General features: G+C 69.6%; 9 protein-coding genes and 1 pseudogene. 9 read left to right on the top strand and 1 reads right to left on the bottom strand.

The genetic code is table 11. The features are described 5' to 3' along the window. Positions 1–174 precede the first annotated feature (174 nt). From LY41_RS04730 to LY41_RS04690, 9 genes and pseudogenes are all read left to right on the top strand, one after another. A complete protein-coding gene (locus LY41_RS04730) occupies positions 175–2,121 on the top strand; it encodes an acetolactate synthase large subunit (protein ID WP_253862556.1) in 1,947 nt (648 codons plus the stop codon). A 5-nt stretch (positions 2,122–2,126) separates the two neighbouring features. Continuing rightward, entirely contained in the window at positions 2,127–2,633 is a 507-nt protein-coding gene (gene ilvN / locus LY41_RS04725) for an acetolactate synthase small subunit (RefSeq protein WP_253862555.1), read from the top strand. A 92-nt stretch (positions 2,634–2,725) separates the two neighbouring features. Continuing rightward, positions 2,726–3,739 carry a ketol-acid reductoisomerase gene (ilvC, locus tag LY41_RS04720; RefSeq protein ID WP_253862554.1) on the top strand — a complete coding sequence of 338 codons (1,014 nt, stop codon included), beginning with the start codon at positions 2,726–2,728 and terminating at the stop codon, positions 3,737–3,739. A gap of 468 nt (positions 3,740–4,207) precedes the next feature. After that, positions 4,208–4,300, top strand: a pseudogene (locus tag LY41_RS04715) (DUF397 domain-containing protein); the annotation flags it as partial. A 461-nt stretch (positions 4,301–4,761) separates the two neighbouring features. Continuing rightward, complete coding sequence (gene serA / locus LY41_RS04710) at positions 4,762–6,357, top strand: phosphoglycerate dehydrogenase (RefSeq protein ID WP_253862553.1); 1,596 nt, start codon at positions 4,762–4,764, stop codon at positions 6,355–6,357. A 139-nt stretch (positions 6,358–6,496) separates the two neighbouring features. After that, on the top strand, positions 6,497–9,802 hold the full coding sequence (locus LY41_RS04705) for a S8 family peptidase (RefSeq protein WP_253862552.1): 3,306 nt from the start codon (positions 6,497–6,499) through the stop codon (positions 9,800–9,802). A gap of 295 nt (positions 9,803–10,097) precedes the next feature. Continuing rightward, entirely contained in the window at positions 10,098–11,144 is a 1,047-nt protein-coding gene (locus LY41_RS04700; protein ID WP_253862551.1) for a 3-isopropylmalate dehydrogenase, read from the top strand. Positions 11,145–11,596: 452 nt separating this feature from the next. Continuing rightward, a complete protein-coding gene (gene cimA, locus LY41_RS04695; RefSeq protein ID WP_253862550.1) occupies positions 11,597–13,228 on the top strand; it encodes a citramalate synthase in 1,632 nt (543 codons plus the stop codon). Between the two features lie 250 nt (positions 13,229–13,478). Then, complete coding sequence (locus LY41_RS04690) at positions 13,479–14,255, top strand: fumarylacetoacetate hydrolase family protein (protein ID WP_253862549.1); 777 nt, start codon at positions 13,479–13,481, stop codon at positions 14,253–14,255. On the opposite strand, the gene LY41_RS04685 is transcribed toward LY41_RS04690, so the two are convergent. Further along, entirely contained in the window at positions 14,230–15,498 is a 1,269-nt protein-coding gene (locus tag LY41_RS04685) for an FAD-dependent oxidoreductase (RefSeq protein ID WP_253862548.1), read from the bottom strand. The two genes, LY41_RS04690 and LY41_RS04685, sit on opposite strands and share 26 nt — an antisense overlap. Positions 15,499–15,587 lie beyond the last annotated feature (89 nt).

Genomic DNA, 15,587 nt, shown 5'->3' with positions numbered 1-15,587 from the left:
ATGTCGAGGGAGTGTCCACAACGGCCCGACCACGACCATCCCGACCATGACCATCCCGACCACGACGATCCCGACCATGACGTCCCGGACCAGACAAGCCGACCCGAGAAGCCGACGAGCCCAGCAGGACCCACTCAGTACGCTCGAGAGCACCAGGACACGAGGCAGAAATCCATGACTAGCGCGACCTCGCGATCGGATTCCGGCTCCGCCGGAGACAGCGGAGCCCGGGACGCCACGGAGGCGTCCCGGAAGTCCGCCCAGCCGAACGGCCCCCGTCCGAAGCCCACCCCGCCCGCGGGCACCCCCGTCCGCGTGACCGGCGCGCAGTCGCTCGTGCGTGCGCTCGAGGCGGTCGGCTCGGAGGTCGTCTTCGGGATTCCCGGCGGCACGATTCTTCCTGCCTACGACCCGCTGCTCGACTCGACGAAGGTCCGTCACGTGCTGGTGCGGCACGAGCAGGCCGCAGGCCACGCCGCCACCGGATACGCCCAGGCCACCGGCGAGGTCGGCGTGTGCATGGCGACGTCGGGCCCCGGTGCTACGAACCTGGTCACCCCGCTGGCGGACGCCAACATGGACTCGGTCCCGCTCGTGGCGATCACCGGTCAGCAGACTCGGGCGCTCATCGGTACGGACGCGTTCCAGGAAGCCGACATCTGCGGCATCACGATGCCGGTCACCAAGCACAACTTCCTCGTCACCGACCCCGCCGACATCCCGCGGGTCATCGCCGAGGCGTTCCACCTGGCCAGTACCGGCCGTCCGGGCCCGGTGCTGGTCGACATCCCGAAGGACGTCCTGCAGGAGAACACGTCGTTCTCGTGGCCGCCGGAGATGACGCTGCCCGGCTACCGGCCCACGCTGCGTCCGCACGGCAAGCAGGTGCGGGAGGCCGCGCGGCTGATCTCGCAGTCGCGCAGGCCGGTGCTGTACGTCGGCGGCGGGGTGCTCAAGGCCGAGGCGTCGGCCGAACTGGCCGAATTGGCCGAGCTGACCGGCATCCCGGTCGCGACGACACTCATGGCGCGCGGCGCGTTCCCCGATTCGCACGATCACCACGTGGGCATGCCCGGCATGCACGGCACCGTGTCCGCGGTCGCCGCGCTGCAGCGGGCGGACCTGCTGCTGGCGATCGGCGCGCGGTTCGACGACCGGGTCACCGGCAGGCTCGACTCGTTCGCACCCGAAGCCACGGTCGTGCACGCCGACATCGATCCGGCCGAGATCTCGAAGAACCGCAAGGCCGACGTCCCGATCGTGGGCGACTGCAAGGAGATCCTCCGCGAACTCATCGACGCCGTGAAGTTCGAGCACGACCGCGGCGACCGCCCCGACCTCGCAGCCTGGTGGACCCAGATCAACTCCTGGCGCGACACGTTCCCCGCCGGATACGAGTGGCCCGAGGACGGCACGCTCGCGCCGCAGTACGTCATCGAGCGCATCGGCGCGCTCGTGGGCCAGGATGCCTACTACACGGCCGGCGTCGGCCAGCACCAGATGTGGGCCGCACAGTTCATCAAGTACGACAACCCGCGCACGTGGATCAACTCCGGTGGACTCGGCACGATGGGCTTCGCCGTGCCCGCGGCGATGGGCGCGCAGTTCGGCAGGCCCGGCCATCAGGTGTGGGCGATCGACGGTGACGGCTGCTTCCAGATGACCAACCAGGAGCTGGCGACGTGCGCGCTGGAAGGCGCCCCGATCAAGGTGGCCGTGATCAACAACGGCAACCTCGGCATGGTGCGCCAGTGGCAGAATCTCTTCTACGCCGAGCGCTACTCCAACACCGACCTCGGCACGCACAAGCACCGCATCCCGGACTTCGCACTCCTCGCGGAGTCGCTCGGCTGTGCGGGACTGCGGTGTGAGACGGCCGACGAGGTCGACGACGTCATCGAACGGGCCATGGCCATCAACGACCGCCCTGTCGTGATCGACTTCGTCGTCGGCAAGGATGCTCAGGTGTGGCCGATGGTCGGCCCGGGCGCCAGCAACGACGAGGTGATGGCGGCCCGCGGCATCCGGCCGCTGTTCGACGACGACGATGTCACCGACGGGCCCGCCGCGGAGGGCGTCGTCGCCGACAAGGCCGTCACCGGTACCCGAGGGGAGCAGTGAGAGTCATGAGCATGCATACGCTGAGCGTCCTGGTGGAGAACGTCCCCGGCGTGCTCGCCCGTGTCTCCGGCCTGTTCTCCCGCCGGGGTTTCAACATCGAGTCCCTCGCCGTCGGGCCCACGGAGACCCCGGAGGTGTCCCGGATGACGATCGTCGTCGCCGTCGAGGAACAACCCCTCGAACAGGTGACAAAGCAGCTGAACAAGCTCGTGAACGTCATCAAGATCGTGGAACTCGACCCGGCCAGCTCGGTGCAGCGCGACCTGCTGCTCGTGAAGGTGCGGGCCGATGCCACCGTGCGCAGTCAGGTCCTGGAGACCGTGGAAATGTTCCGCGCGAAGGTGGTCGACGTCTCGCCGGAGGCGGTCACCGTCGAGGCCACCGGCACGCACGACAAACTGAACGCGCTCATGCGCATGCTGGAACCGTACGGCGTGCGCGAGCTCGTGAAATCCGGCATGGTCGCGCTCGGCCGGGGCGCCCGGTCGATCACCGCGAACTCAACCCGATAGAAACCTGCGGCCACCGCGCCGCCCGGCCCGGGCGCCCGCCGGAAGGTGCGTCCCGGGCACATCACGCGATGGGAAAGGAAGTACCACCCCTCATGTCAGTCGAAATCTTCTACGACGACGACGCCGATCTCGGCATCATCCAGGGCCGTAAGGTCGCCGTCATCGGGTACGGCAGTCAGGGCCACGCGCATGCGCTGAGCCTGCGTGACTCCGGCGTCGACGTCCGCATCGGCCTGGCCGAGGGTTCGAAGTCGCGCGCCAAGGCCGAGGACGAGGGCCTGCAGGTCGGCACGGTGTCGGAGGTCTCCGCGTGGGCCGACGTGATCATGCTCCTCGCGCCCGACACGAAGCAGCGCGCCATCTACACCGCCGACATCGAGCCGAACCTCAAGGAGGGTGACGCGCTCTTCTTCGGACACGGCTTCAACATCCGGTACGACCTCATCAAGCCGCCTGCCGACGTGGACGTGGCGATGGTGGCACCGAAGGGGCCGGGGCACCTGGTACGCAGGCAGTTCGTCGACGGCAAGGGTGTGCCGTGCCTGATCGCCGTCGAGCAGGACCCCAGCGGCGGTGGCCAGGCGCTGGCGCTGTCGTACGCGGCCGCGATCGGCGGTGCACGCGCGGGCGTCATCAAGACGACGTTCACCGAGGAGACCGAGACCGACCTGTTCGGTGAGCAGTCGGTGCTCTGCGGCGGTGCGTCGGCGCTGGTGCAGACGGGCTTCGAGGTGCTGACCGAGGCGGGCTACGCCCCCGAGATCGCCTACTTCGAGGTGCTGCACGAGCTCAAGCTGATCGTCGACCTCATGTACGAGGGCGGCATCGCGCGCATGCGCTACTCGATCTCCGACACCGCCGAGTACGGCGACCTCACCCGCGGTCCGCGCGTGGTCACCCCCGAGGTGAAGGAGAACATGAAGGCCGTGCTGGCCGAGATCCAGGACGGCACGTTCGCCCGCGAATGGGTCTCCGAGGACGAGAACGACCGGCCGAACTTCGCGAAGTTGCGTCAGGCCGGTGAGCAGCACCCGATCGAGGAGACCGGCAAGAAGCTGCGCGACCTGATGTCCTGGGTCGACCGCCCGATCACCGAAACGGCCTGAATTATCGGATAAGTCCGGTTCGGCTTCCGCGGACCCCCAAGACGTGCATCCGCACGTCTTGGGGGTTTGTGCTGCTCAGGGCTACGGTGCTCGGTGATGACCGACGGCGTTGACCCTGGCGCGCCCTCGGCCGCGGGCCCGGGCGGTGCCGTCGGCCGGGCCGGCGACCAGCAGGCGAAACAGGATGTGTCGGCCGCGCTGGACCTGCGGTCCGCCGACTGGTCGCGGCTGCGCGACGAGGCGGGCACCGAGCGCGGTCCGGTCGAGTACGCCTTCGTGTCCCACACCGACGGCGTGACGTACGTGGTGCTGCGGCCCGCTCGCCGGGCCCGGGACGTGGGCGCGGCCGGCGACGGCGGTGACGACGGTACGAACGGCGGCGACGGCGCGGCCGGCGACGGGGCAGGCGGCGACGGGACAGGCGGCGACGGGACAGGCGGCGACGGGACAGGCGGCGACGGGACAGGCGGCGATGGGGCGGTGCTCGTGTTCACGCCGTCCGAATGGGACGCGTTCCTCGCGGGTGCTCGCGACGGCGAATTCGACCGTCCGCCGGAGTGATCGAGGCGGGAGAAGGGCGATTCGAGGCGGTCGTCCCGGAATGGTGACCTGACGAACGAAGTTCGCATTTGTCCCCTGTGACCAGCGGAAACGGGTGCAGGATCGTCCCCGATGGCGCTGATTTGCCGTCGGAGCATTGCGTCTGCGTGAACGTCGGCGGATAGACTCTGCGCGATCGAGGACACAGTGACGTGACCTCGACCACGTCGACGATCGCCACGGCTGGCGAGCACGCACCGGGCAGGTCGGTCGACGAGTGCGGGGCAGGCGCAGGTCGTGACACGCAGCCCGCGGGCGAGACAACAGTCCCGCGGGCGAGCCGGTGCGCCGCGGGACGGACTGGATTCCGCGTCGCCGGGGCGAGCCGGAACGCAGGGCGATTGCGGCCTGCGGTGTGAGACGCCGTAAGGGTGCTGTGCCCGCTGCACAAGACCAGTGAGTCGAGCTACGAAAGGCGCATCGTGACCACTTCCACCAAGCCCGTCGTCCTCCTCGCCGAGAAGCTCGCTCCCTCCGCGGTGAGCATCTTCTCCGACGAGGTCGAAATCCGGCACGTGGACGGAACGGACCGGCCCGCACTGCTCGAGGCGGTGAAGACCGCCGACGCGCTGCTCGTACGGTCCGCGACGCAGGTCGACGCCGAGGTGCTCGACGCCACCAGCACGCTGAAGGTGGTGGCCCGCGCGGGTGTCGGTCTCGACAACGTCGACGTGTCCGCCGCCACCCAGCACGGCGTGCTCGTGGTGAACGCCCCGACGTCGAACATCGTCTCCGCCGCCGAGCACGCCGTTGCGCTGCTGCTGTCCGTGCTGCGCCGGGTGCCGGCCGCGGACCAGAGCCTGCAGGGCGGTGAATGGAAGCGCAGCTCCTACACCGGTGTCGAGCTGAACGGTAAGACCGTCGGCGTCGTCGGCTTCGGCAAGATCGGTCAGCTCGTGTCGCAGCGCCTCGGTGCGTTCGACACCGAGCTGATCGGCTACGACCCGTACGCCACGGCGGCACGGGCCAAGCAGTTCGGGGTCGAGCTCGTCGGCCTCGACGAGCTGCTCGAGCGTGCCGACATCATCACCGTCCACCTGCCGAAGACGCCCGAGACCAAGGGCCTGATCGACGCGAAGGCGCTGGCGAAGACCAAGAAGGGCGTCATCATCGTCAACGCCGCGCGCGGTGGCCTGATCGACGAGGATGCGCTCGCCAACGCCGTGTCGGACGGGCACGTGGGCGGTGCGGGCATCGACGTGTTCGAGTCCGAGCCGATCACCGAGAGCCCGCTGTTCGGCCTGCCCAACGTCGTGGTCACGCCGCACCTCGGCGCCTCGACCGGGGAGGCGCAGGACCGCGCGGGCACCGATGTCGCGAAGTCGACACTGCTGGCACTGCGCGGCGAGTTCGTGCCGGACGCCGTGAACGTCGCGGGCGGTGCGGTGACCGACGAGGTGCGTCCCTACCTGCCGCTGGCGCAGAAGCTCGGCACCGTGCTGTCGGCGTTCAGCGCGAAGGCGCCGCAATCGGTGTCGGTCGTCGCCTCCGGCGAGCTGTCCGGCGAGGACGTCAGCGTGCTGCAGCTCGCGGCGCTGCGTGGCGTGTTCGCCAATGTCGTCGAGTCGCAGGTGACGTTCGTGAACGCGCCCCGGCTGGCCGAGGAGCTGGGCGTGCAGGTGTCGGTGAGCACCGAGCCCGAGAGCCAGAACTACCGCAGCCAGCTGACCGTGCGTGCGGTGCAGGACGACGGCACGGCACACACGGTGTCGGGTGCGGTCACCGGCAAGGACGAGGTGCAGAAGCTGATCGAGATCGACGGCAGGCACTTCGACATCCGGGCCGAGGGCCACATGCTGCTCATGGAGTACCCGGACAAGCCGGGCATCATGGGCCGTGTCGGCACGGTGCTCGGTGAGGCGGGCGTGAACATCGACGCCGCGCAGATCAGCCAGACCACCGGGCGTTCCGAGTCGGTCATGCTGCTGCGAGTGGACCGTGCGGTGGACCCGGGGCTGCTCGACCCGATCGGTGCCGCCGTGTCGGCGCGCAAGATCCGGTCGATCTCGTTCCCGTGATCGCGGGCAGCGCCTACCAGGTCCGAACCATCACATTCGAGTAAGACGCTACGAATTACGCTATTGGGTGACATCCCCGATGGTGTTGGCTGGTTGATCACGCACTGTCAACCTCCCGGCCCATTGGGGGTGCCCCAGTATGAATCGCTGGCAAGCACGCTTGCTCGCGACCTGCTCGACCGCCTTACTCGCCGCCACGGTTGCGGCCGGTGGCGCGTCGGCGCAGGACGCATCACACATCGAACCCGTTCCGGCCGCCTCGGCCGACAGTCTCGATCCCGGACTCGCCGACGGAGGTGTCTCCCCGCGGCTCGCCGAGGCACAGGGCCGGATATCGGCCTTCGTCGAGGTGGACAAGCAGCCCGCGGTCGACGCGTTCAACGACAAGGAGGCCAGCGGCAACAAGGCCGCGTCCGCGGCCGCCAAGCGGGCCCGGAAGTCGGCACTGGGCACCGTCGACAAGGTCGTCGGCAACCTCAGGGCGATGGGCGCCGGCACCACGGTGCTGGCGCGTACGTCGAACGCGATCGCCGGTGCCGTCGTCTCCTCGGACGCGGCGCGGCTGCGTGAGCTGGCAGGCCGCGACGACGTCGTCTCGGTCAAGCCGATCGTGCCGAAGAAGCACCAGAACGCGGGGGCCGACCAGCTGACCAAGGCCATCAACGTCTGGCAGCAGACCGGCAACTACGGCGACGACGTCAAGATCGGTGTCATCGACAGCGGCATCGACTACACGCATGCCACCTTCGGCGGCCCCGGGACGAAGGAGGCCTACGAGTCGGTCGACCCGACGAAGAAGGCACCGGAGCTGTTCCCGTCGGCGAAGGTCGCGGGCGGTACCGACCTCGTCGGTGACGACTACGACGCCTCGGGTGCCAACGGCTCCGAGATTCCGAGACCGGACCCGAATCCGTTGCCGTGCATGGACCACGGCACGCACGTGGCGGGCACCGCGGGCGGTTTCGGCGTCGACGCGGACGGATCGACGTTCACGGGCGACTACTCGAAGCTCGACGGCGACGCCCTGATGGACATGAAGGTCGCACCGGGCAGCGCGCCGAAGGCCGAGTTGTACGACGTCAAGGTGTTCGGCTGCAACGGTTCGACGGCCGTCATGGCGCAGGCGATGGACTGGACGCTCGACCCGAACGGCGACGGCGACTTCTCCGACAAGCTCGACGTCGTCAACATCTCGGTCGGCAGCGACTACGGCGCGCCCGACGACCCGGAGTCCGACTTCGTGCGCAAGCTCGTCGCCAACGACGTGCTTCCCGTCATGTCGGCGGGCAACGGCGGCGACCTGTACGACATCGGCGGCAGCCCCGGCAACACGCCCGAGGGGCTCGGCGTTGCGAGCATCCGCGACTCGTACGTGCTGCGCGACGCGGTCGAGGTGGCCGCTCCGTCCGATGTGGCCGGCCGGGTGGCCGGGCAGTTCAGCCTGTACTACACCGATTACGACTCGCTGGACCTCACGAAGCCGGTCGTGGCACTGTCCGGTGACAACGCCGACAGCTGCGCGGAGTTCTCGGATTCCGACGCGGCCGCGGTCGAGGGCAAGTTCGCCTGGCTCGAATGGGACGACAACGACGAGACCCGGGCGTGCGGTTCCGCCACCCGTGCGGACAACGCCACGGCGGCTGGTGCCGCGGGCGTCGTGTTCACCTCCAGCCTGCAGAATTTCGGCGCGGCCATCGCGGGTAACGAGGACGTCCCGGTCTTCCAGCTGACCGGCGACGCCACGGAGAAACTGCGCCCGGCCCTCGACGCGGGCACCCTCGAGATCGCCATGACCGGCGACGGCCGCACGTCGCTTCCCACCGAGAACGAGTCCATCGAGGACACTCCGAGCTCGTTCACCTCGCGAGGTGTACGCGGACCGGCCGTGAAGCCGGACCTCGCGTCGCCGGGTGACACGATCGCCTCGGCCCTGATGGGCGGCGGTGACGCAGCCACCGTCATGTCGGGCACGTCGATGGCCTCGCCGCACGCGGCGGGCATCACGGCGCTCGTGCGTGAGTCGAACCCCGACTGGGACGCCACCGAGGTCAAGAACTCGGTCATGAACACCGCGGCCCACGAGGTGACCTCCGGCGGCACGGCCGTCGGGCCGCAACGGGTCGGTGCCGGCCGCATCGACGCGCGGGCCGCGGTCGACAACGAGGTCCTGGTCTACGCGGCCCGCGACCGCAAGGCCGTCAGCGCGTCGTTCGGGGTGCTCGAGGTCGGCCACCCGACCACCAAGCGCAAGGTCGTCCGCATCGACAACCAGGGCGACGAGGGCACGCGGTACTCGCTGGACTACCGGGCCTCGTCCACGATCCCCGGCGTGAGCTACACGCTGTCGCGGGACTCGGTGTACGTGCCGGCCCACGGCAGTGCCGACGTGACCGTCACACTGCGGATCGACCCGTCGGCGATGCGCAAGACGATCGATCCCACGCTCGAACGCACCCAGCTCGGCGTGCCGCGGCAGTTCGTCGCCGAGGCCGCGGGCCGCATGGTGCTCACTCCCGAGGGCGACGGGGCCACGCTGCGGCTTCCGGTGCACGCTGCGCCGAAGCCGGTGGCGAAGCTCCACCACTCCCGCAACATCGTCTTCCGCGGTGACTCCGGCACGGCGGACGTGCGGGTGCGGGGCCGTGGCCTGGATCAGGGTTCCGGCAGTGAGGCCTACCGCTCGCTGATGAGCATCATGGAGCTGCACGCGCGGTCGCCGCAGCTGCCGCGCTGCGTCGGTGAGCGGACGAGCGACTGCACGATCAACGAGACGGCCGAGGGCGGCGATCTGCGGCACGTCGGCGCCACGTCGGTGGGCGAGGGTGACGACGCGTTACTCGCGTTCGGACTGTCCACATGGGGCAACTGGTCGAGTCTCGGCGGGCACACGATCCCGTACATCCAGACCGACACCGACGGTGACGGTCGGCCCGATTACGAGACCTACGCCACGCCGATGCCGTCCACCGACGTGCTGGTCGCCCAGACCGTGCGCCTGTCGGACGATTCCACTGTGGACCTGCATCCGGTCAACGGACAGTTCGGCGGCGTGGACACCAACACGTTCGACAGCAACGTCGCGGTGCTGCCCGTCTCGCTGAGTGCACTCGGCATCGACCCGTCGGCCGACACGCACGAGATCAGCTACACGGTGGGTGTCTCCGGGTACTACGGCGATCCGGAGACGGGCAACGTGGACACGATCGACGAGCCGATCACGTTCGATCCGCTGAACCCGGCGTACACGGTGGAGGGCGCCGACGGTGCGGCCCTGTCGTACGTGGCCGGCCGTCGGGACACGTTCACGGTGACGCGGAACCCGGATGCGGCGGACTCGGCCGAGGAGCTGCTGGTGCTGAACCACCACAACGCATCCGGTCGGCGCGCCTCGACGATCGGGATCCACGAGGTCGGCCGGCGGCCGGTTTCGACGAACGACGGCTGATCCGGCGCCGCCGGAGTCCGGCCCGGCAGGGGCCGGACTCCGCTGAGCGGCCACACCTCCGTGGCCGCTCGCGCCGGCGTCGGACGGTGCCCGGCGACCCCGCCGCACCTCCGTGGCCGCTCGCGCCGGGCACACCGTGAATCAGCCGTTCGGGGGACCCGCGACGGTGGTGCATGCGCCGTTGGGGTGGTCGTGGGTCGACAGTTCGTCGACGCCCGGTAACCTGCCGTCGCTGGCTTAGGATGCGAATGGGGTACCCGCGCTCGATGGGACCCGGTCTGACGGAGGTGTGTGGATGCGGCTCGCTGTGATCCCGGGTGATGGGATCGGGCCCGAAGTGGTCTCCGAGGCGCTCAAGGTACTCGGGGAGGTCGTCCCGAACGCCGAGACGACCACCTATGACCTCGGTGCGTCCCGCTGGCACTCGACGGGTGAACTGTTGCCCGAATCGGTGCTGGGCGAACTGGCCGAGCACGACGCGATCCTGCTGGGTGCCGTCGGTGATCCGAGCGTGCCCAGCGGCATTCTCGAGCGCGGCCTGCTGCTGCGGCTGCGGTTCGAGCTCGATCACCACGTCAATCTGCGGCCCGGCAGGCTGTATCCGGGTGTGCCGAGCCCGCTGGCCGACCCGGGCGAGGTCGACATGGTCGTCGTCCGGGAGGGCACCGAGGGTCCGTACGCGGGCAACGGCGGGCTGCTGCGTAAGGACACCGAACACGAGGTCGCGACGGAGGTCAGCCTGAACACGGCCTTCGGTATCCGCCGGGTGGTGACGGATGCCTTCCGCCGCGCCAACGAGCGCCCGCGCAAACACCTCACGCTCGTGCACAAGACCAACGTGCTGGAGTACTCGGGCTCGTTGTGGTCGCGGATCGTCGAAGAGGTCTCGCTCGAGTACCCCGAGGTGTCGGTGGCGTACTCGCACGTCGATGCCGCGACGATCCACCTGGTCACGGACCCGAGCCGGTTCGACGTGATCGTCACCGACAACCTGTTCGGCGACATCGTCACCGACCTGGTGGCCGCCGTGACCGGCGGCATCGGGCTCGCCGCCAGTGGCAACCTCGACATCTCGGGCCGCAACCCGAGCATGTTCGAGCCGGTGCACGGCAGCGCACCCGACATCGCCGGGCAGAACGCGGCCGACCCGACGGCGACCGTGCTGTCGGTGTCGTTGCTGCTCGACCACCTCGGTGAGAAGGAGGCCGCGCGGCGCATCGAGGCATCGGTGGCGTTCGATCTCGCCACGCGGGACCAGGCGTCGCCGGGCACGACGACGGCGATCGGCGATCGCCTCGCAGCGCTGGTGTCGTCGAACACGACGCCGCGCCCCGCTCTCTGAGCACGCGCTGATTCGACAACGGGCGCCCCGGCCGTCACGGCCGGGGCGCCCGTTGTGTTCGAGGCGGGGTCCGGGCGGGGCCGCCCGGACCCCGTCGCTGCGAGTCCGCACCGTGGCGAGCCCCGGTCTGACGCGAGCCCCGTACTGTTGCGATCCCCGCACCGTATGCCCGGAATGTGGGAACACTGCCCAGCAATTGGACGCCGGTGCGGGAGATGTGGCATGCTCGATGCCCATGGACACGTTTCGCGTGATCATTATTGGCAGGCGCGCCGGGTAAGTGCCCCGCAGGAGCACCCGGCGCGCAGACCTCTCGCATCTTCGCGGGGGGTCTTTTTTGTGGCCGCTACCGGAACCGCGATCGACACTGTTGTCGGTGTTCCGCTTCGTTCGCACACCGCTGTTGTTCGCACACCACTGTTGTTCGTATACCGCGACGAGGAGACGAACCCGTGACCCGCACGGAACCCGCAGGAACCCCGCTCGGCGATGACTTCCACCTGTACGACACGACGTTGCGCGACGGTGCGCAGCGCGAGGGCGTTGCGTATTCGGTGGCCGACAAGATTCTCGTGGCACGGCATCTCGACGAGCTGGGGGTCGGGTTCATCGAGGGCGGCTGGCCCGGCGCGATGCCGAAGGACACCGAGTTCTTCGCGCGTGCTGCGGCGGGGGAACTGCAGCTCAAGCACGCCGCGCTGGTCGCGTTCGGATCGACCCGGCGCTCGGGCGTGGCCGCGGGCGACGACCCGCAGGTCCGCGCACTGCTCGACTCGGAGGCGCCGGTGGTCACGCTCGTGGCCAAATCGGACGTCCGCCACATCGAGCGCGCGTTGCGTGTGGACGTCGACGAGGCGTGCGCGATGGTGGCCGACACGGTGGCGTTCCTGACCGGCGAGGGCAGGCGGGTGTTCCTCGACGCGGAGCACTTCTTCGACGGCTACGCCTACGACCCGGACACCGCGCTGCGAGTGCTGGACGCGGCGGGCTCGGCGGGCGCCGACGTGGTCGTCCTGTGCGACACCAACGGCGGCCAGCTGCCGCTCGGCCTCGCCGACACGGTGCGCGAGGTGCGTGAGCGGACCGGACTGCGCGTCGGTATCCACTGCCAGGACGACACCTCGTGCGCCGTGGCCAACAGCATCGCCGCGGTGCAGGCGGGTGCGACGCACGTGCAGTGCACCGCCAACGGCTACGGCGAACGCGCAGGCAACGCCGACCTCTTCGCCGTCACGGGCAACCTCGTCGCGAAACTGGGTATGGAAGTCCTGCCGTCCGGGGGAGCGGCCGAGCTGACGCGCGTCTCCCACGCACTCGCCGAGATCGCGAACATCGCCCCCGACACCCACCAGGCCTACGTCGGGTCGTCGGCCTTCGCCCACAAAGCGGGACTGCACGCGAGCGCGATCAAAGTGGACCCGTTGCTGTACAACCACATCGACCCCGCACTGGTCGGCAACGACATGCGCGTGCTCGTCACCGAGATGGCGGGCAAGGCGAGCCTCGAACTCAAGGGGCAGGAACTCGGCGTGGACCTCGCGGGCAACCCCCGCGCGCTCAGCAACACGGTGCACAAGGTGAAGGACCTGGAGGCGGGCGGCTGGTCGTTCGAGGCGGCCGACGCGTCGCTGGAACTGCTGATGCGCCGGGAGATCGCGGGTTCGGACGGGCAGGAGCCCGTGGGCCCGCCGTTCGACCTGGAGTCGTACCGCGTGGTGCTGGACCACCGCGTCGACGGCGAGGTCGTGTCCGAGGCGACGGTGAAGGTGCACGTCGCCGGCGAGCGGGTCCTCGCGACGGCCGAGGGCAACGGCCCGGTCAACGCGCTCGACGCCGCGCTGCGGAAGGCGCTGCGGCCGCATCTGGCGTGGCTGGACGAGATGTCGCTGTCGGACTACAAGGTGCGCATCCTGGTCAACCGCCAGGGCACCGGTGCGGTGACGCGCGTGCTCGTCGAATCCTCCGACCGCGAGCGCGAATGGACGACCGTCGGCGTGCACGAGAACATCGTCGAGGCCAGCTGGCTGGCCCTGTGCGACGCGCTCGCCCACAAGGCGCTGCGCGTGACCTCCGAGCAGGTCTGACTCCGAGATTCCCAGGGCACCGGTGCCCGTCCGGGATCTCGGCGGGCACCGGCCGGGGTGCACGAGTGCAGGACACGCGGTGCCGAGTGCAGGACACGCGAGGTGTCGGTCGGACGCTCCGCGTCACTGTCCAGGCTCGCCCGTCGCCCGCCACCACCCAACACGAGGCGCTCCGCGCCGCAGGTAGGCCCGCCCGTCGCCCACCACCGCCCCAACGGAGACGCTCCGCGTCACTGTCTAGAATGGGACCGTGCGTTTGGCTCGGATTGCTCACCCGGAAGGTGTCGCCTTCGTCTCGGTGGACGGAGACGGCGACAGCAACGACACGGTGGTCTGGGAGGTCGCCGACCACCCGTTCGGTAAGCCGAACTACACCGGCAAGAAATGGCCGCTGGCCGACGTCCGGCTGCTCGCGCCGATCCTGCCGACGAAGGTGATCGCCGTCGGCCGCAACTACGCCGACCACGCCCGTGAAATGGGCAACGAGGTCCCGGCCGAGCCGATGATCTTCCTGAAGCCGTCGACGACCGTCATCGGCCCGAATGCCCCCATCCGCAGGCCGAAGCAGTCGGAGCGGGTGGACTTCGAGGGCGAACTCGCCGTCATCATCGGTCAGCCCGTGAAGAACGTGCCCGCGGCCCAGGCGTCGCAGGCCGTGCTCGGCTACACGATCGCCAACGACGTCAGCGCGCGCGACTTCCAGCGCTCGGACGGCCAGTGGGGCCGGGCCAAGGGGTTCGACACGTTCTGCCCGATCGGCCCGTGGATCGAGACCGATCTCGACCCGGCCGATCTGGCGATCCGCACCACCGTCGACGGCGAGACCAAACAGGACTCGCGCACCTCGGAGATCGTCCACAAGATCCCCGAGCTGATCGAGTTCGTCTCGTCGGTGATGACGTTGCTGCCCGGCGACACGATCCTCACCGGCACCCCTGCCGGTGTCGGCCCCATCGTGGCCGGACAGGAGGTGTCGGTGACGATCGACGGGCTCGGCACTCTCACCAATCCCGTCGACGACGCCTGACTCCCGGCTTCCGGCGGGCGAACTCGGGCGCGTGCTCGGGTCGCAGCCCGATGCCGACGAGGTAGGCGGGCACGAGTGACACCGCCGGAACCCTGCGCAGCAGCCGTTGCAGGGGTTTCGGCGGACCCAGCCGCCTGCCCTCCACCACCGGCGCGGCGACCATCCGGTGCAGCAGCCGTTGCAGCGTCTGTACCGCCGCCGTCGGCAGGAGCCTGCGCTTGCGCACCGCGGCCAGTTCCACGGCCGTCGGCGACCCGCGGCGCAGCGGCTCGGCCAACAGCCTCGCGGCGGCCACCGCGTCCTGTACCGCCAGGTTGATGCCGAGTCCGCCGATCGGTGACATCGCGTGGGCCGCGTCCCCGAGGCACAGCAGGCCCTCGGTGTGCCAACGGGGAAGCCGGTTGAGCCGCACGTCGAGGTGTTTGACGTCGTCGGTCGACTCCAGTTCGCCGACCCGGTCCGCCAGTTGCGGCACGACCTCGGCGACATCGCGGCGGAACGCGTCGATGCCGCGCCGCCGGAGGTCGCCGTCGGTGCCCTTGCGGCCCAGATAGGCGAGCTGGTGGAAACCCTCGCGCGGGATGTCGAGGACGAACCGGCCGCTGCGCATGGTGGGTGACAGGGCCGAGGTGGTGTCGTCGGGATCGCGGCCCAGGCGGAACCACCACACGTCGAAGGGCACCGGCCATTCCTTCGGCGTCAGTCCCGCCGCGCGCCGGGGGAGCGACCAGCGGCCGTCGGCGGCCACGGTCAGATCGGCGTGGAGCTCGCCGTCGCCGTCCGGGCCGGAGTGGCGCACTCCCACCACGCGGCCCTCCCGCTGAACCAGGTCGGTGACCTCGGTGTTCATCCGCAGTGTGAACGCGGGTTCGTCGGCGCCGGCCTCGGCGAGCAGGTTCAGCAGATCCCACTGCGGGGTGAGCGCGATGTACGGGTGCCGCGTCCACCGGCCCAACCGGGTCAGGTCGCCCACGACCACCGACGTGCCGTCCTCGGCGGGGAAGGCGATCTCGGTCAGCCGGGTCTGCGGCAGCGCCGCGAACTCCTCGCCGAGGCCGAGTTCGTCCAGCAGGGTCAGCGTCGACGGGTGCACGGTGTCGCCGCGGAAGTCGCGGAGGAAATCGCCGTGCTTCTCGAGCACGGTCACCTGCACTCCTGCGCGAGCGAGCAGCAGTCCGAGCACCATGCCCGCGGGTCCGCCGCCTGCGATGACGCAGTCCGTCCGTGCGGCCGTCACGTCCATCTCTCCACCTCGATTCGTCCGTCGGGCCCGTCACCTCGACTCGTCCGGACCGTCGACGAGCATGTTTTCAACACCCGTTGAATAATTTC

Origin of the sequence: Prauserella halophila (assembly GCF_024171895.1) — a bacterium.
GTDB classification, from domain to species: Bacteria; Actinomycetota; Actinomycetes; order Mycobacteriales; family Pseudonocardiaceae; genus Prauserella; species Prauserella halophila.
Note: the sequence above shows the minus strand (reverse complement) of the source record. Positions and strands in the feature narration are given on the sequence as shown.